The organism is Allobosea sp. Root483D1 (genome assembly GCF_001429505.1).
Lineage (GTDB): Bacteria > Pseudomonadota > Alphaproteobacteria > Rhizobiales > Beijerinckiaceae > Allobosea.
The window spans coordinates 326161-342345 of record NZ_LMJW01000018.1; the positions used below are offsets into that span (position 1 = coordinate 326161).

A 16185-nucleotide genomic window follows, 5' to 3' on the forward strand; every position below is an offset into this window, starting at 1 on the left:
CGTCCATGGATCCCCTGGCGGAACTCAAGCAGACCTTCTTCCAGGAGTGCGAGGAACTCCTCGGCGCACTGGAGCAGAAACTCCAAGCGCTCGACGAGGGCTCGACCGATTCCGAGGACGTCAACGCGGCCTTCCGCGCCATCCACTCGATCAAGGGTGGCGCAGGCGCATTCGGCTGCACCGAACTCGTCGGCTTCGCCCATGTCTTCGAGGCGGCGCTCGATCATCTGCGCTCCGGCCGCGTCGCGCTGGAGGATGCGCCCTTCACCCTGTTCCTGCGCTGCTCGGACGCGGTCGCCGACCTTGTCTCCGCCGCCCGCAGCGACGAGCTGGCGCCGGTGCGCCCCGATCTTCTCGCCGCGCTCGAACAGGTCGGCCAGGCCAAGCCGGTCGCCGCGCCTGCCGCTCCGGCTCCCGCTGCGCCTCCGGCGGCTCCCAAGGCCGACGCACCGCCCGGCATCGCCGCGCTCGGCAATCTCCTCGCCATGGTCGACGCCAAGATGGGCGGGCCCGCTCCCGGGGCTTCGGCTGCGGCCAATGACGGTTGGGACGACGACGAGCCCGTTGCCGCCGCCACGCCGGCGCGCAGGCCCGGCCACGACGTCCGCATCAAGATCACGCCGGAAGCCGACCTGTTCCGCCGGGTGATCGAGCCGCGCGTCGCGATCGGCATCCTGCCGGCGGACGAGGTCGTCTCGGTCGCCTGCGATCTCAGCCATGTGCCGGCGCTCGAGACGCTCGACGTCACCGATTGCCACATGCGCTTTACGGTGATGCTGCGCACCGAGCTCAGCGCCGACGAGATCGTCTCCAAATTCGACTTCACCCTCGCCAATGAGGAGTTCGAGGTCGAAGTCTTGGCCGAGGTCGAGGCCGTTGCCGAGGTGGCGCCCGCCGCTGCTCCGGAGGTGCCGCAAAACGTCGCCGCCGACCTGTCGGCGATCCTCGCCCGGCTCGGACCGACCTCCGACGCTGCGCCGCAGCCTGACATCCAGCCGGTCGCCGCGCCCGCGGCGGCTTCGGCTGCCGCTGCGCCCGCGGCTGCAGCTGCCCCGGCGGCGCCGCGCGCGCCGGTGCGGCCCGCCGCCAACGATGTCGCCGCACGCCAGCGCCAGGCGGTCAGCGTCCGCGTGGACCTCGACCGCATCGATCGGCTGATGAATCTCGTCGGCGAGATCGTCATCACCCAGTCCATGCTGGTCGAATGCGTGCGCTCGCTGCCTTATGACGTCTATGCCAAGACCGCCGAAGGCATCCTGACCCTGTCGCGCCAGACACGCGAGCTGCAGGACCATGTCATGGCGGTGCGCGCCCAGCCGGTGAAGGCGGTGTTCCAGCGCATGCCGCGCCTGGTGCGCGAGCTCGCGCAGACCCTCGGCAAGGAAGTGAAGCTCGTCCTCGAGGGCGAGAACACCGAGGTCGACAAGACCATCATCGAGGAACTGGCCGACCCGCTGACCCACATGATCCGCAACTCGATGGATCACGGGGTCGAGACGCCTGAGGAGCGCATCGCTGCCGGCAAGCACCCGGAAGGCACGATCAGGCTGATCGCCGAGCATCGCGCCGGCCGCATCGTCATCAGCGTCACCGATGACGGGCGCGGCATTGGGCGCGACAGGCTGCTCGCTAAGGCGAAATCACGCGGCCTTGTCGGCGCCGACGAGAAGCTCGCGCCCGAGGAGATCGACCAGTTGATCTTCGCCGCCGGCCTGTCCACGGCCGACGCTGTCAGCGACATCTCCGGGCGCGGCGTCGGCATGGACGTCGTGCGCCGCAACGTTGAATCGCTCGGCGGTCGCATCAGCGTCGATTCCGAGCCCGGCCGCGGCTGCAAGTTCACGCTCGCTTTGCCGCTGACGCTCGCCGTGCTCGAAGGCATGGTGATCCGCTGCGGCGACGATCGCTATGTCATCCCGATCGCCAGCGTGATCGAGACGCAGCACCTCGCCAACACGCCGATCGAGCACCTGACCTTCGGGCAGGAAGTGCTGCGCTGGCGCGGCGAGATCACGCCGCTGCACCGGCTTGGCGCGGTGATGGGATCGGCGGGCACACGCGACGAGAACATCATCATCATCGCGGAGACCGAACGCGGCGGGAATGTCGGCATCGCCGTCGACGAAATCGTCGGCCAGCAGCAGGTCGTCGTGAAGAGCCTCGAATCGAACTACGGCACGGTCAACGGCGCCTCGGCCGCGACCATCCTCGGCGACGGCCTGGTCGCTCTCATCCTTGATGTGGACTCGATGCTGCGTGTGGCGGCGTCGAGCGTCCGCCAACCCGTTCCCGAACTCAAACTGGCTGGATGAACCATGTCCCTGCAGCTCAGCGAAAAGCACTTCACCTCGGCGCAGCCTGAGTCCGCGGCGCGCCGGATCGTCACCTTCCGGGTCGGCGACCGCACCTTCGGCATCGATGTCGGCATGGTGCGCGAGATCAAGGGCTGGCAGGCGACGACGCCGCTGCCGCATGCGGCCCCGCATGTGCGCGGCGTGCTCAACCTGCGCGGCGTGATCCTCGCGGTCTACGATCTGCGCACCGCGATCGGCCTCGGCTCCACCGAGGCGACCGCGACCCATGTGATCGTCGTCGTCGATGTCGAGGACAAGACCGCCGGCCTCTTGGTCGACTCGGTCTCGGACATCGTCGACGTGCCGGTCAGCGCGGTCAGGCCGGCGCCGGACCTCGAGCGCGACGAGCACGGGCTGATCGAAGGCCTGGTCCTGCTCGACACCGAGATCGTCGCGTTGCTCGACCTCGCCGCGGTGATCCGCGACGGCGGCGACAACCAGGACAAGCAACTGCGCGTCGCCTGAGCCTCCGATGGCCCCCGGCAGCGCCCAGCCGGGAGACCAGAGATCAGTCCGATCGCCTGAGAGATCAACGAGCCGATGAGCCAACTGGGCGCTTTCTCGAAATTATCGGTCAAGCTGCCGGCGCTGTTCGCCGGCGGCGCGGCCGTTTCGGGCGGGCTCGTCGCATTCGCAGTACAGCAGGGCGCGGCCACCCGGCTCGGCGCCCTCGGCCTGTCCAGCCAGCAGGCCGAACTCGCGCTGTCGGGGTTCGCAAGCGCGGCCTTGCCCTTTGGCATCGCCGGTATCGCGCTCGCCGCCGGTCTCGGCTGGCTCGTTGCCCGTTCGCTGGCGCGGCCGGTCACGGCGTTGCGCGAGGGCATGGAGAAGCTCTCGGAAGGCGCGCCCGGTGACCTGCCGGAACTCGCCCGCCGCGACGAGATCGGCGAGCTTTCGCGGGCGCTGCGCCAGGTCCAAGAAAGCTCGATCGAGGCAGGGCGGATTCGGGCGGCGCTCGACGGCTGCCGCACCGCGATCATGGTCTGCGACGCGAAAGGGCAGGTCGTCTACGTCAACAAGTCGCTGCTGGCCTTCTTCAGCGAGGCGCAGGAGGATTTCCGCGCCGCTTTCCCGGGCGTCTCGGCCAAGGACATGCTCGGCAAGGTCCTCGAGCTGTTCACCAGCCCGCAAGGCGTTCCCGAGGCGCGCACGATGCGCGTCGCGCTGGGCCGGCGCATGGTCGGGCTGATGCTGACCACGATGATGCAGCCTGACGGCCAGCGGCTCGGTGCGACGATCGAATGGCGCGAGCTGACCGAGGAATTGCGCGCCGCCGACGAGGTCGCAGCCGTCGTGGCCGCCGCGGCCAAGGGCGATTTCTCGCAGCGCGTGCCGCTCGCCGGCAAGCCGGAGGCGCTGCAGCGCATCGCCGAGGGGATCAACGAGATCAATACGATCGTCGAGGCGGCCACGAACGAATTCGCCGCGGTCCTGGCCGGGCTCAACGAGGGCGACCTGACCGGGCGGGTCGACGGCAGCTATGAAGGTTGCCTCGGCGAACTGAAGGCCGGGCTCAACCAGACGCTCGCGCGGCTGACGCAGACGGTCTCCGGCATCCAGGCGACGGCGGCTCACGTCGCGGCGACGGCCGTCGAGATCCGAGCGGGAGCGGCCGATCTCGCTGAGCGCACCGAGCATTCGGCTGCGGGGTTGGAAGAGACATCCACGACGACCGGACAGCTCGCGACCTCGATCGGACAGAGCGCAAGCCGCTCGCGTCACGCGACCGAGCTCGCCGGCGAGGCGATGGCCGTCGCCGGGACCGGACAGCAGGCAGTGGCCGAGACGATCGGTGCGATCGGGCGGATGGAGCAGTCCTCGGCGCGGATCGCCGAGATCGTCTCGGTGATCGACGGCATCGCCTTCCAGACCAATCTGCTGGCGCTGAACGCCGCCGTCGAAGCGGCCCGCGCCGGCGATGCCGGCAAGGGCTTCGCCGTGGTCGCGAGCGAGGTGCGCACGCTGGCGCAGCGCTCCGCCACAGCCGCCAAGGACATCAAGGGCGTGATCGCCAATTCCAACGCTGAGGTCGCCGAAGGCGTGCGCCTGGTGCGCAGGACCGGCGAGACGCTCGGCCGCATCGTCACGGCGGTGGAACAGGTCTCCGCCACCATCTCGGAGATTTCGCAGGCGAGCGCCGGGCAGGCGAGCGATATCGCGGCGATGAGCCGATCCGTCGCGACGATGGACGAGGCGACCCAGCAGAATGCGGCGCTGGCAGAGCAGAGCGCCGGCTCGGCCGCGAGACTCGCCGAGCAGACAGAGGCCCTGCGCGAGCTCGCCGGCTTCTTCCACCTGGGCCGGGCGCCGGTCCAGGCGCGGCCGGCTCCGATCGAATCGAGCTGGCAGCGCGCGCCCGCCGCGAACGCGACGACCGAGCCGCGGCGCCTGCCCGCTCGCCAGGATACCCATTCCACCGAATCCCGTCCCGTCACTCCGCGCCGCCGCGTCGCCGGCGGACGGAAGGACGAGTGGTCCGAGTTCTAGTTCTTATCGCCAAGGCCGAAGCATGCTTGCCCCGCAGCCCGTTCAATCAGACACCACGCTCAGCCGTGACGACATGGCGCTCGTGGCCAAGCTGGTCTACGAGCACGCCGGCATCGTCATCCGCGAGCACAAGGAGGCGATGGCGCGCGGGCGCCTGGCGCGGCGCGTCAAGGTGCTCGGCCTCGGCTCGATCGCGGAATACTGCTCCTATCTGCGTACGCCAGCGGCGGTCGACGAGATCCCGGAGCTGATCAACGCCGTCACCACCAACCACACTGCGTTCTTCCGTGAGCGCCACCATTTCGACCATCTGCGCAAGGATGTGCTGCCGCGCCTGATCCAGGAGCGGGCAGGGCGGCGCGGGCGCATCCGGATCTGGTCGGCGGCCTGCTCCTCGGGCGAGGAGCCCTACAGCGCCGCCGCGATCTCGCGCGACGTGATCGGCCATCGCAGCGATCTCGACTTCAAGATCCTGGCGACCGACATCGACACCGACATCCTCGACCGCGCGGCGGCCGGACAATACCCCGCCGACCAGTTCGACCGGCTGCCGGCGGACCTGCGCCCGCTGCTCAGGCTGGAGGGCCAGAGCACGCGCGGCGAAGCCCGCATCGCCGACGACCTGAAACGGCTGATCGCCTTCAAGCGGCTGAACCTGATCGAACGCTGGCCGATGAAGGGGCCGTTCGACGTGATCTTCTGCCGCAACGTCTTCATCTATTTCGACACGCCGACCAAGGCCGCGATCCTCGACCGCTATGTCGCCCTGCTGCAGCCGGGCGGCTTCCTCTATCTCGGTCACTCCGAATCCCTGCCGCAGCCACACCCCCAGCTCAGGCTGATCGGCCGCACCATCTACGAGCGCACGCCATGAGCCTGAACCGATCCTCACGGCGCTATTTCGATCCGCGCTTCGACGCCACCATCATCACGGTCGCGCCGGGCGAGCATGAGATCACCGCGGCGAAGGACGAGATCGTCGCCACCGTGCTCGGCTCCTGCGTCTCGGTCTGCATGCGCGACCCGCAGATCGGCGTCGGCGGGCTCAACCATTTCCTGCTGCCCAAGAACAATGGCGGTACCGACACCAGCGCCGGCGAGCGCTATGGCGACACCGCCATGGAGGTGCTGATCAACGGCCTGTTGAAGCGCGGCGCCAGGCGCGGGCAGCTCGAGGCCAAGGTCTTCGGCGGGGCGCGCGTGCTCTCCGGCGCCACCATGCTGGCGATCGGCGAGGGCAACATCATCTTCGTCAACGAGTTCCTCGCCCGCGAGGGGATTCCGGTCGTCTCCAGGGATGTCGGTGGCACACGCTCGCGCCGCATCCACTACCAGCCCGCGACCGGGCGCGCCTGGGTGCAGCACGTCCAGCAGGCGGCGCGCGATCCCGAACGCGCGCAGGAAATGGCCTATCTCAACCGCCTCAAGACCCAGCCTGTTGCCGGTGAAGTGGAGATCTGGTGATGAGCATGCTGACCTCCGGTGGCCCGGTCAAAGTCCTCGTCGTCGACGATTCCATCCTGATGCAGAAGTTGATGACGCAGATCGTCAACTCGACACCGGGCTTCCAGGTGATCGGCGTCGCCGGCAGCGCCGAGGAAGGCTGGGACGCGATCCAGGAATTGCGGCCCGACATCCTGACGCTCGATATGGAGCTGCCCGGCCGTCACGGGCTCAAGCTGCTCGCCCGGGTGCTGAAGCAGGACCCGCTGCCGGTGCTGATCGTCTCCGCCTTCGGCGGCCCCGGCGCGGACAACACCATCCAGGCGCTGGAACTCGGCGCGATCGACTTCATCGAGAAGCCCGACGGATCGACGCATACGCTCGAAGGCTTCATGAAGCATGTCGCCGCGGCACTGCAGCGCGCCTCGGCCAGCCGGCGCCTGATGGCGGCTGCGAAGGAGATGGTCACGCAGCAGCGGCCCCAGAGCGCCCCGGCCCGGCCCGTCGCGGTGCATATGCCGGCCAGCCACGGCAAGGTCTCCCTGATCGCGATCGGCGCCTCGACCGGCGGCGTGCCGGCGGTGCAGACCGTGATGCGCGACGCGGCGCATCTGCGGCTGCCGATCGCCGTGGTTCAGCACATGCCGGCCGGCTACACCGCCAAGTTCGCGGCAAGGCTTTCGGCCGCGACGGGACTCGACGTGCGCGAGGCTGCCGATGGCGAGCGTTTGCGGCCGGGCATGGCGGTGGTGGCGCCAGGCGGCCTGAAGCATCTCGAGATCGAGGAGCGCCGCGGCGAGCTGATCTGCCATCTCAAGGACGCGCCGCTGGTCAGCGGGCACTGCCCCTCGGTCGATGTGATGTTCCATTCGGTGGCACGCGCGCTCGGCAGCCATGCGATCGGCGTGCTTCTTACCGGCATGGGCCGCGATGGCGCTGACGGTTTGTTAGCCATGCGCAAAGCCGGAGCTGCGACGTTAATCCAAAGTGGCGAGACCTGTGTGGTAAACGGGATGCCGAAAGCCGCGTTCGAGTTGGGCGCCGCCGACAGGGTCGTACCGCTCGACCAGATCGGAGGCGCTATCGCGGGGCTGCTGGGCGAACGCCCGCAGCAGCGTACCGCATAGATCATCGCGCGTCCGAACGGACGCGGTCACGATGATCTATCGCATTGTTATCGCATCGGATTTTTCCGAAAAGTGGATTCCGCTTTTCGGTCCGATGCAAAGGAGAGTGCCATGTCAAAGGCGAGAAGCGACTACCGCATCCTCGTGGTCGACGACCAGAAGAGCATGCGTGGCCTTGCCACCTATTTCCTCAAGCAGATCGAGTTCCAGGACATCGACGAGGCGGAGAACGCCCGTGAGGCCCTGATGAAGATGCAGACCAAGCGCTACGACTTGCTGCTGCTCGACTGGAACATGGACGGGATGAGCGGCATCGACCTGCTGCGCGCCATCCGCTCGGTGCCGGAGCTCAACCAGATCAAGATCATCATGGCGACCTCGGAGCGCTCGGTCGACAAGATGGACGAGGCGACCAGCAACGGCGCCGACCATTATGTCGTGAAGCCCTATGAGCTGCGCGACCTCGAGGTGCGCGTGAAGAAGGTGCTGGCCTGCTGAGCAGCTGGCCGTTTCGCCAGCGATCGACGCCTCGGCTCGCGCCGGGGCGTTTTCGTTTTCGCTCGCGGATATCTTACTTGGCGAGTAGGCTCCATCGGCAGTAGCCTGGCACCATCGCGGAGCTTGCCCATGCGCTTCCATCGCCGCCAGATCCTCGCTTTGCTTAGCCTCGCACCGGCCGCTCCGGCGTTCGCCGCGCAGGGTGAAAGCAACGTCTACGCCTTCAGCTTCGACCGGGCGGAGGGGGGCCGCATCCCGCTCTCGGCCTATCGCGGCAAGCCGATCCTGATCGTCAACACGGCGACGCAGTGCGGGCTGGCCGGGCAGTTCGCCGGGCTCGAACAGCTCTGGGAGCGCTATCGCGAGCGCGGCCTCGTCCTGATCGCGGTGCCGAGCAATGATTTCGGCGGGCAGGAGCCGCTCGACGGCGCGGCGATCGCCGAGGCGGTGCGTCAGAGCCATGGCGCGAACTATCCGATCACCCAGAAGAACGTGGTGCGTGGGCCCGATGCGCATCCGTTCTATCGCTGGGCGGCGAACCAGCGCCCGAGCGAGCTGCCGAGCTGGAACTTCCACAAATACCTGATCGGCCGCGACGGCAGCCTGATCGGCAGCTTCAGCTCGCGCAGCGATCCGCTGTCGCCGGAGTTGGTCCGTGCGATCGGGCAGGAGCTGGAGAAAGGCTGAGCGACTGCCCAGCGTCGGCTTGGTCGTCGTCTCGGTGCGAGAGACGGACTCCACCGATCATGCGGACGCGCTCGGTCTGCGGCGTCAGATCGAAATGCCGCATTTGCTCATCTGCTCGTTTCTGTAGCCGATGGCCGCCCTGCCGGCGCCGGCCGGCGCCCTGAACTTGCCGTTCCTGTTCTGTGCGGCGTAGGTCGCGAAGACCGATGCGTAGCACTCGGCGTTGGAAAACCCGCGCTTCTTGGCGCTCGCGATCCCGGTTTTGTAGGCGGATTTGGCCGCTTCGGCAGGTGCGGTGGCGAGCAGGGAGACCGCCATTGCAGCCAGCAGCGCGGAGCGTTTCATCATCGGGAACTCCCTTGAGTCCAGACCAGGCAAATCGCCCGCCCGGCGAGGTCATCGAGGGGGACTAGTCACCTCAATCGGGCGGGGCACGGTCTCACTTGCGGGCGTAGATGTCCTCGATGCGGACGATGTCGTCCTCGCCGGTATAGCTGCCGACCTGGACCTCGATCAGTTCGAGTCCGATCTTGCCGGGGTTCTTCAGCCGGTGGGTGCAGCCGATCGGCAGGTAAACCGACTCGTTCTCGTGGACGAAAGCGACCTTGCCATCGAGCGTGACCTCGGCCGTGCCGCGCACCACGACCCAGTGCTCGGCACGGTGGAAATGCTTCTGCAGGCTGAGCTGTCCGCCTTCCTTGACGTGGATGTGCTTGACCTGGAAGCGGGCGCCGATGTCGATGCGCTGATACCAGCCCCAGGGCCGGTAGATGCGCAGGTGCTCGCTGGCTTCGGGACGGCCCTCGCTCTTCATCTGCTCGACCAGGTTCTTGACCTTGCCGGCCGCCGCCATCGAGGCGACGAGCACGGCGTCGCGGGTCGAGACCACGACGACGTCATCGAGGCCAACCACGGTGGTCAGCACGTCCTCGCTGCGGATGAGCGAGCGACGGGTGTCGAGCGCGACCGCCGGACCTTCCAGGACATTGCCGTCGGCATCCTGCGGCTTGATCGCGTGGATCGAATCCCAGGAGCCGACATCCGACCAGTCGAAGGAGGCGGTGAGCATGCCGGCATGGGCGGTGCGCTCCATCACGGCGTAGTCGATCGAGATCTTGGTCGCCTTGCTGAAGCTCTCCGGGTCGAGCCGCAGGAAATCGAGGTCGCGGCTCGCCTTGTCGACTGCCGCCTGCGCGGCCGAGAGCACGTCGGGAACGTAACGCGCGAGCTCCTCATGCATGGTCTTGGCAGCAAAGAGGAAGTTGCCGCTGTTCCAGAGATAGCCTTCGGCCAGGTATTGCTGGGCGAGATCGAGCTTCGGCTTTTCGACGAAGCGGGAGAGGCGACTGGCGCTGGGCTCGGCCAGCGCCTCGCCGGGGGCGAGATAGCCATAGGCGGTCGAAGGGTGCGTCGGCTTGATGCCGAGCGTCATGATCAGCCCGGTCGCGGCCAGACTCGCGGCGCGCTTGCAATCCTCGCGGAAGGCCTGGGCGTCGCCGACGACATGATCGGAAGCGAGCGCGACGCAGACCGCCTCAGGATCGCGCTTGCCGGCCATGACCATGCCGACCGCGATGGCCGCGGCGGAATCGCGCCGCTCGGGCTCGAGCACGATCTCGCCGGTGATGCCGAGCGCCAGCATCTGCTCGGCGACGATGAAGCGGAAATCATTGTTGGTGATGACGATCGGCGCGCCGAAAGCCGGATCGACGAGCCGCTGCAGCGTCGCCTGGAAGGTCGAGAGGCCATCCTCCAGCAGCGCGATGAACTGCTTCGGCATGGTGTCGCGCGACAGCGGCCAGAGGCGGGTTCCGGAGCCGCCGGCCATGATGAGAGGAACGATCTTAGCAGCCATGAACGGGTTCCGGCGGAAACTGATCCCTCATTCCTACAGCACCGAAGCTACCATCCGATAAACGCTCATAAGGAGAGGATGGTGGTGTCGGTCGAGGTATTGTTCACCCTTTCGGCTTCTGCCCCGGTCGGAACGCCACGATCATGGCCGGGTCGGTTTCGAGGTACGGACCCTCGATCAGGTCAATGCAGTAGGGGATCGCCGGCATCACCGCATCGAGGCATTCGGCGATGGCGCGCGGGCGGCCGGGCAGGTTGACGATCAGCGACCTGCTGCGGATGCCGGCAAGCTGGCGCGAGAGGATCGCCGTCGGCACCTTGGCGAGGCTGACCTGGCGCATCAATTCGCCGAAACCCGGCATCAGCTTCTCGATCACGTCCTCGGTCGCCTCGGGCGTGACGTCGCGCGGGGCGGGACCGGTGCCGCCGGTGGTAACGATCAGGCAGCAGCCCTCCTTGTCGGCGAGCTCGATCAGCGTCTGGGCGATGCCGGCGCGCTCGTCGGGGATGACGCGGGTGATCGCCTGCCAGGGGCTGATCAGCGCCTTGGCGAGATAGTCGACGATCGCCGGCCCGCCCTCGTCTGCGTAGACGCCGGCCGAAGCGCGGTCGGAGACGGTGACGATGCCGATCTTCGCGGGGGATGCCATGGCTTGTCCTCAAACCCGGTAGAAGTCGCGATACCAGCGCACCATGCGCCCGATGCCCTCGGCGAGCGGGGTATGCGGGCGGAAGCCGACCGCCGCCTCCAGGGCCGAGACGTCGGCGGCGGTGCGCAACACGTCGCCGGGCTGGCGCGGCTTCATCTCCATCACCGCCTTCCTGCCGACCGCCTGCTCGATCGTGGCGATGAAATCCATCAGCGGCACCGGATCGGAGTTGCCGATATTGTAGAGCCGCCAGGGCGCCGAGGAGGTCGCCGGGCCGGGCTCGTCGCTCGACCAGGCGGGGTCGGGCGCGGCGATCTGGTCGAGCACGCGGACCACACCCTCGACGATATCGTCGACATAGGTGAAGTCGCGCTCGTGTTTGCCTTCGTTGAAGACCTCGATCGGCTCGCCGCCGAGGATCTTCTTGGTGAAGATCATCGGCGCCATGTCTGGCCGACCCCATGGGCCGTAGACGGTGAAGAAGCGCAGCCCCGTGGTCGGCAGCCCGTAGAGATGGCTGTAGGCATGGGCCATGCCCTCGTTCGCCTTCTTGGTCGCGGCGTAGAGGCTGACCGGGTGGTCGACATTGTCCTCGACGCGGAAGGGCGTGCGGGTGTTGGCGCCGTAGACCGAGCTCGACGAGGCGTAGACGAGATGCTGAACGCCATTGCGGCGGCAGCCTTCGAGGACATGGCCGAAGCCGGTGAGGTTGGAGTCGAGATAGGCCTGCGGCTTCTCGATCGAGAAGCGCACGCCGGCCTGGGCGCCGAGATGGACGACGCGCTCGAAGCGGCCTTCGGCAAAGAGCCTGGCCATGCCGTCGCGGTCGGCGAGGTCGAGCGTCTCGAAGCTGAAGCGGTTGTGGCCGGCAAGGCGGGCGAGCCGCGCCTGCTTCAAAGCGGGATCGTAATAATCGTTGAGATTGTCGGTGCCGACGACCTCGTCGCCGCGTTCGAGCAGAACCCGGGCTGTCTCGTTGCCGATGAAGCCGGCAGCCCCCGTCACCAGAACGCGCATGATCCTCCTCGCGCCAATCGCGCCATTTCGTCCATCGTCTATCGAGCAGCTCGGGGCTCCGGTCAACGCAAGGGCTCGCGGGCTGCGCCGTGATCTGGTAGCGCCGCGCGATGACCGCCGTGCCGAGCAGTGCTGTTATCGATCGACCCGTCCGTGGCCGCGGCTTCGTGGTGACCTTCGTCGCTGTGGTTGCCGGCGTGCTGCTGCTGACCGCGGCTGCAACGCTCTGGCGTGATCCGTTCTGGGTCTTCCGCGCGGCACCGCCTTGGACGCATGATGGAGCAGGAGCCAGCCGCCTGCTCGACACGCAGATGCGCCGGGTGAAGCCGCTGCAGATCGCCAATCTCCGGCCGGGCACGCTGCTCGTTGGTTCCTCGGTGGTCTATCGCGGGCTCGACCCGCGCGATCTCGCGCCCGGGTTGCCGCGGCCGGTCTATAATGCCGGCTTCTCCTCGCTGATGGCGGCGGAACTGCCGGTGCTCGCGGCATTGGCCCGCGATGTCGGTAGCGTGCGGCACGTCGTCATCGGGCTCGACTACTTTATGTTCACGCGGCTGCCGCCACCTCCACCGCTGCGGCCGGAACTGGCGAGCGCGCTCGGGCGCACCGAGATGCGGCTGAAGCTGATGTTCAACTCGGATACGCCTGAGAATCTGCGGGGCGGAGGGCAACAGCGCACCGAGCCCGGTCTCTGGCGCGGTGACGGCTTCAAGACGACGCCGGATTTCAATGCCGCGCTGACACGCAAGGTCGCGGCAGCGCAGGACATCGCGGCGATGGTCTATGAGCCAGAACGGCTCGCGGCGCTCGATGCTGCGCTTGACCGCCTGCGTGGTCTCGATATCGCGATCTATCTCTCGCCGATGAATGAAGTGCAGCTCGCGCTCCTGACCGAAGGTGGGCGCTTGCGAGAGTTCGAGCGTTGGCGAACGGATATAGCCGCGGTGACGGCCCGGCATGGCCTCACCCTGTATGACCTGACGACCGGCCACCCCTTCGACGATTTCGATCCGGACCGGGGCTCGTCACGCTTCTGGGTCGACAATGTCCACTTCAAGCCGGAAGTCGGACGCTGGGTTCTGGCCCAGCTCGGTCTCGCTTCAGGCGCGGTCGCGCCAGCGCCTTAGCTGAAGGCGCGCCGTCGCTGCGAGCCGGGGCAGGAGCGCGGAGCGGCCTGCGAGCGCGATGACCGCGCTCGCCATCTCCTGGCGCTCGCCCCAGGGATAAGCGGATGGATCGACCCGGTCGCCGGCGCCGCTGTCGAGCCGGAAAGGGCGGCCCTCGGCGAAATCGGCCCGCAACATCTCGATGGCGAGCGCCCGGCCGGGCGAGAGCCGCGCCTTGCCCTCGTCATAGGCGATCTTGAGGAAGTGCGACTGCCCGGCGAGATCGAGCAGCAGGCCGCCTGCGATCGGCACACCATCCAGCCGCAGCAAGTCGATACGAGCAGCGTCAGTGGCGGCGAAATTCCGAACGAGCTCGCGGATATAGGCGCCGTCGCGCGGCAGGCTTGCGAGCGCGGTGCCGCCACGGCCTTTCCAGCCGGCGGCTTCGAGCGCCAGGACATCCTCCCGCGCGGCGACAGCGTCAGCGCCGCGCTGGCGTTCATAAGTTAGCGTGCCGGCCTTCTCGAGCTGGCGGTGCTGCTGCATGCGCTTCTTGTAGCCTTGGCCGAGGACGCGGCGCAGGTAGTGCTCGGCATCGTCGCCCGGCTCGGGAACCAGCATCGGCCGCTGCCAGCGCTCGAAGGTCGCGATGGTGCTGTCGGTCGCCGCCAGCGCGGCCTCGATGGCGGCGAAAACGTTACCCTGCATGGGTAAGAGAGGCAGCTTCAGGATCTTCGGCAGGTCGGGCGCCTCGACGATGGCGCGCACCAGCGCAACAGCGACATCGCCGGCGCGTTCTCGGTCGAGCACCGGGGCCGATGACACCTCGTAGAGCGGCACCAGCGGCGCCTCGAGGACGGGTACGAAGCCGCTGTGGAGGCTGCGCACCTGACGCAGGGCCCAGATGCCGAGCAGTTGCTCCTCGCCTGGCTCATGCGCCGCGAGGACGACGATGTCGTCGTTGGCGATGCCGAAGCTCAGTGCAGCCGCGACGGCCGCCGGCGCCATATGGAGGTTTGGCGCCTCGGCCCTTCGGCAGAGATCGGCGAAGGCATTTGCGTAGGTTGCGCCATAGGCCGCCGCCGCCAGGCGGCTGACCGCGATAGAAGCGGTCATGGGCGCGGCGGACCACCGCTGCGGCGGCGCAGGCCGAGCACGAAGGCGATGACCTGCGCGGTTGCGAGGTAGAGTTCCTCGGGGATCGTGTCCTCGAGCTCGACCGCCGAAAGCGCCTGCGCCAGCACGGCGTTCTGCTCGACCGCGATGTCGTGCTCGCGCGCCGTCTCGATGATCTTCTCCGCGACGACGCCATGACCCTTGGCGGTGACGCGCGGGGCGCCCTGGCCGTCATATTCGAGCGCGACGGCGAGCGGCAGCGGCAGAGGCTGGGTCATGAGCGGCGGTCCAGGAACTGGCCGGCGCTCGCCTTGGCCTGCTGCGGGTGGCCGGTGAAGACCTCGAATTCGGCGCTGTCGAAGCGCGATCTGAGCAGCGAGGTCTCCAGGTCCGGAGTCGCCTGCCGCAGCAGGCGGCTGGTGTCCTCGCGCTCGGCCCAGAAGGAGACGCCGATGGCGCGGCCCTGCAGCGTCACCACGCCCTGCAGCGCGCCGAGCGGCTCGACATCGAGCGCGAAGCGCACGCGCCAGAGCGGCGCATCAGGTGTTGCGGACCCGGACTGGGGTGGATCGCGCTCGATTTCGAGCGGCAGCACGGCGGTGCCGTTCGGCAGAGCGAGCGGGATCTCGGTCAGCCAGCGCGCCGGCGGCTGCTGGTCGAGCCGCGCGGCCTCTTGTGGCAGCGAGGCGTATTGGGCGAGCGCGATACGATCGAGCGCCGCCTCCGCCTGGCCGAACAGCGTTTGCGCGATCATGGCCGGCCGAGCGGCGCTGGTCAGACTGGCCTCCGCGGCCGGCTGCGGCGTCAAGAGGCCGTCGCGCGGCGGGGCAGGGCGGGTCTTGGCTGGTGTCGATGCGGCGGCGTCCTGCTCTGGTGTGCTGCGTACGGCTGGGCGCCCGGGCTGCGGCGCAGTTTCGTTCGTCGCTTCGCCGGGGAGCGGCAGTTGAGGGCGCGCCGCCGGCGCACCTTCGACCGCGGGCTTCAGCAGATCGCGCAGGCTTTGCAGGGCCGCCTTGAGGTCGGTCTGCGGCGTTGGGGCTTCTCCAGCCGCCTGCCTGGCTTCGAGGAAGACACCGGAGCGGGCGATGGCGGCCTTCAGCGCTTCGGCGGTGACGGGCCGGGCTTCTGCTGCCGGCAGCCGCTGGGCGAGGATCTGATCGACCACCGTCATCAACGGCTTCGGCAAGGTGAGCGCGACCGAGCCCTGCGCCAGGCTGCCGAGATTGGCGAAGAGCGGGGCGAGACTGTCCTGCCGCCCGAGCGCGGCGCCGAGCAGGGGGCCTGCGACCGCGCGGGGCGAAATGGGCGCTGTCTGCGGGACGACCGGTGCAGTGGCGGTGGAGATCGTGCGGCCCGCCTGCAGAGCGGCGGGGACCGTCGATGCCTGGGCCGTTGCGGCGGACGCTGTCGCCAGGGGCGATTGCGGTGCCGGCTGGGAAGCCGAGGGCGTTGTGCCGACCGTCGCTTGCCCCGCCGGTGTCGAAGCGTGGGGGGCGCTGGCGCCCTCAGCTGGCGCAGGCCGAATGCCGACCAGCGTCGCCTGCAGCGGGGCGCCGGGTTCGGCGGGCGCGGCAAGCTTGAGCATCAGGCTGGCGCCGGGCTGCAGCGCGGCCTGCCTGGCCTCGGGGCCGGCGAGCACGAGCGCGACCTTGACGCCATTGACCAAAGCGGTGGCGTTGCCGTCGCCATCGAGCGAGACGAGCTTGGCTTCGACCGTCTTGCCGGCGGCAAGGCCGCCATTGCCGGTCATCGCCGCGAGCAGGGTCGCGAGGCTCTGGCTCTTGACGAGCGCGGCGAGTTGCGACGGATCGGGCGGGATGGCTGCCATCAGGGGAGCCTGGCACGA

General features: G+C 68.3%; 16 protein-coding genes. 9 read left to right on the forward strand and 7 right to left on the reverse strand.

Annotated features, from left to right (window positions below):
* Positions 1–5: 5 nt before the first annotated feature.
* The 8 genes from ASE66_RS16910 to ASE66_RS16945 all read left to right on the forward strand — a co-directional run bounded on the left by ASE66_RS16910 (position 6) and on the right by ASE66_RS16945 (position 8596).
* The gene (locus ASE66_RS16910; protein WP_057190851.1) at positions 6–2312 is read left to right on the forward strand and encodes a chemotaxis protein CheA; all 2307 of its coding nucleotides are present in this window, start codon (positions 6–8) and stop codon (positions 2310–2312) included.
* A 3-nt stretch (positions 2313–2315) separates the two neighbouring features.
* Positions 2316–2819 (forward strand): chemotaxis protein CheW, encoded by a 504-nt coding sequence (locus ASE66_RS16915; protein ID WP_057190852.1) that lies wholly within the window; start codon positions 2316–2318, stop codon positions 2817–2819.
* A 75-nt stretch (positions 2820–2894) separates the two neighbouring features.
* Positions 2895–4841 (forward strand): methyl-accepting chemotaxis protein, encoded by a 1947-nt coding sequence (locus ASE66_RS16920; RefSeq protein WP_057190853.1) that lies wholly within the window; start codon positions 2895–2897, stop codon positions 4839–4841.
* Between the two features lie 22 nt (positions 4842–4863).
* Positions 4864–5715 carry a CheR family methyltransferase gene (locus tag ASE66_RS16925; RefSeq protein ID WP_244494956.1) on the forward strand — a complete coding sequence of 284 codons (852 nt, stop codon included), beginning with the start codon at positions 4864–4866 and terminating at the stop codon, positions 5713–5715.
* Complete coding sequence (locus ASE66_RS16930; RefSeq protein ID WP_057190855.1) at positions 5712–6305, forward strand: hypothetical protein; 594 nt, start codon at positions 5712–5714, stop codon at positions 6303–6305. The genes ASE66_RS16925 and ASE66_RS16930 overlap by 4 nt, the downstream gene beginning before the upstream one ends.
* Positions 6305–7411, forward strand: coding sequence for a chemotaxis-specific protein-glutamate methyltransferase CheB (gene cheB / locus ASE66_RS16935; RefSeq protein WP_057190856.1), 1107 nt, complete (start codon positions 6305–6307; stop codon positions 7409–7411). The genes ASE66_RS16930 and cheB overlap by 1 nt, the downstream gene beginning before the upstream one ends.
* Positions 7412–7522: 111 nt before the next feature.
* A complete protein-coding gene (locus ASE66_RS16940; RefSeq protein ID WP_057190857.1) occupies positions 7523–7909 on the forward strand; it encodes a response regulator in 387 nt (128 codons plus the stop codon).
* A 129-nt stretch (positions 7910–8038) separates the two neighbouring features.
* A complete protein-coding gene (locus ASE66_RS16945; RefSeq protein ID WP_057190858.1) occupies positions 8039–8596 on the forward strand; it encodes a glutathione peroxidase in 558 nt (185 codons plus the stop codon).
* 84 nt (positions 8597–8680) lie between these two features.
* On the opposite strand, the gene ASE66_RS16950 is transcribed toward ASE66_RS16945, so the two are convergent.
* From ASE66_RS16950 to ASE66_RS16965, 4 genes are all read right to left on the reverse strand, one after another.
* A complete protein-coding gene (locus tag ASE66_RS16950) occupies positions 8681–8941 on the reverse strand; it encodes a hypothetical protein (RefSeq protein ID WP_156412196.1) in 261 nt (86 codons plus the stop codon).
* 94 nt (positions 8942–9035) lie between these two features.
* Positions 9036–10451, reverse strand: coding sequence for a mannose-1-phosphate guanylyltransferase/mannose-6-phosphate isomerase (locus ASE66_RS16955; RefSeq protein WP_057190860.1), 1416 nt, complete (start codon positions 10449–10451; stop codon positions 9036–9038).
* A 103-nt stretch (positions 10452–10554) separates the two neighbouring features.
* Positions 10555–11100 carry a molybdopterin adenylyltransferase gene (gene mog, locus ASE66_RS16960; RefSeq protein ID WP_057190861.1) on the reverse strand — a complete coding sequence of 182 codons (546 nt, stop codon included), beginning with the start codon at positions 11098–11100 and terminating at the stop codon, positions 10555–10557.
* Positions 11101–11109: 9 nt separating this feature from the next.
* Positions 11110–12117 (reverse strand): NAD-dependent epimerase, encoded by a 1008-nt coding sequence (locus ASE66_RS16965; RefSeq protein WP_057190862.1) that lies wholly within the window; start codon positions 12115–12117, stop codon positions 11110–11112.
* 110 nt (positions 12118–12227) lie between these two features.
* On the opposite strand from ASE66_RS16965, the gene ASE66_RS16970 reads away from it, so the two are divergent.
* The gene (locus ASE66_RS16970; RefSeq protein WP_057190863.1) at positions 12228–13244 is read left to right on the forward strand and encodes a hypothetical protein; all 1017 of its coding nucleotides are present in this window, start codon (positions 12228–12230) and stop codon (positions 13242–13244) included.
* Here the strand turns inward: ASE66_RS16970 and ASE66_RS16975 are convergent.
* Genes ASE66_RS16975 through ASE66_RS16985 form a run of 3 tightly spaced genes read right to left on the reverse strand, consistent with a single transcriptional unit; the run spans position 13218 to position 16167 of the window.
* The gene (locus ASE66_RS16975) at positions 13218–14339 is read right to left on the reverse strand and encodes a GNAT family N-acetyltransferase (RefSeq protein WP_057190864.1); all 1122 of its coding nucleotides are present in this window, start codon (positions 14337–14339) and stop codon (positions 13218–13220) included. The two genes, ASE66_RS16970 and ASE66_RS16975, sit on opposite strands and share 27 nt — an antisense overlap.
* Entirely contained in the window at positions 14336–14617 is a 282-nt protein-coding gene (locus tag ASE66_RS16980) for an EscU/YscU/HrcU family type III secretion system export apparatus switch protein (RefSeq protein WP_057190865.1), read from the reverse strand. The genes ASE66_RS16975 and ASE66_RS16980 overlap by 4 nt, the downstream gene beginning before the upstream one ends.
* The gene (locus tag ASE66_RS16985) at positions 14614–16167 is read right to left on the reverse strand and encodes a flagellar hook-length control protein FliK (RefSeq protein WP_057190866.1); all 1554 of its coding nucleotides are present in this window, start codon (positions 16165–16167) and stop codon (positions 14614–14616) included. Before ASE66_RS16985 ends, ASE66_RS16980 begins: the two co-directional genes overlap by 4 nt.
* Positions 16168–16185 lie beyond the last annotated feature (18 nt).

What these genes read in the sequence shown, in the direction of transcription:
- ASE66_RS16970 (WP_057190863.1), top strand. Translation starts at nt 12,228, where the DNA reads ATGACCGCCGTGCCGAGCAGTGCTGTTATCGATCGACCCGTCCGTGGC.
- ASE66_RS16915 (WP_057190852.1), top strand. Translation starts at nt 2,316, where the DNA reads ATGTCCCTGCAGCTCAGCGAAAAGCACTTCACCTCGGCGCAGCCTGAG.
- ASE66_RS16975 (WP_057190864.1), bottom strand. Translation starts at nt 14,339, where the DNA reads ATGACCGCTTCTATCGCGGTCAGCCGCCTGGCGGCGGCGGCCTATGGC.
- ASE66_RS16945 (WP_057190858.1), top strand. Translation starts at nt 8,039, where the DNA reads ATGCGCTTCCATCGCCGCCAGATCCTCGCTTTGCTTAGCCTCGCACCG.
- ASE66_RS16980 (WP_057190865.1), bottom strand. Translation starts at nt 14,617, where the DNA reads ATGACCCAGCCTCTGCCGCTGCCGCTCGCCGTCGCGCTCGAATATGAC.
- ASE66_RS16920 (WP_057190853.1), top strand. Translation starts at nt 2,895, where the DNA reads ATGAGCCAACTGGGCGCTTTCTCGAAATTATCGGTCAAGCTGCCGGCG.
- ASE66_RS16965 (WP_057190862.1), bottom strand. Translation starts at nt 12,117, where the DNA reads ATGCGCGTTCTGGTGACGGGGGCTGCCGGCTTCATCGGCAACGAGACA.
- ASE66_RS16955 (WP_057190860.1), bottom strand. Translation starts at nt 10,451, where the DNA reads ATGGCTGCTAAGATCGTTCCTCTCATCATGGCCGGCGGCTCCGGAACC.
- ASE66_RS16910 (WP_057190851.1), top strand. Translation starts at nt 6, where the DNA reads ATGGATCCCCTGGCGGAACTCAAGCAGACCTTCTTCCAGGAGTGCGAG.
- ASE66_RS16930 (WP_057190855.1), top strand. Translation starts at nt 5,712, where the DNA reads ATGAGCCTGAACCGATCCTCACGGCGCTATTTCGATCCGCGCTTCGAC.
- ASE66_RS16940 (WP_057190857.1), top strand. Translation starts at nt 7,523, where the DNA reads ATGTCAAAGGCGAGAAGCGACTACCGCATCCTCGTGGTCGACGACCAG.
- mog (WP_057190861.1), bottom strand. Translation starts at nt 11,100, where the DNA reads ATGGCATCCCCCGCGAAGATCGGCATCGTCACCGTCTCCGACCGCGCT.
- ASE66_RS16950 (WP_156412196.1), bottom strand. Translation starts at nt 8,941, where the DNA reads ATGAAACGCTCCGCGCTGCTGGCTGCAATGGCGGTCTCCCTGCTCGCC.
- ASE66_RS16925 (WP_244494956.1), top strand. Translation starts at nt 4,864, where the DNA reads ATGCTTGCCCCGCAGCCCGTTCAATCAGACACCACGCTCAGCCGTGAC.
- ASE66_RS16985 (WP_057190866.1), bottom strand. Translation starts at nt 16,167, where the DNA reads ATGGCAGCCATCCCGCCCGATCCGTCGCAACTCGCCGCGCTCGTCAAG.
- cheB (WP_057190856.1), top strand. Translation starts at nt 6,305, where the DNA reads ATGAGCATGCTGACCTCCGGTGGCCCGGTCAAAGTCCTCGTCGTCGAC.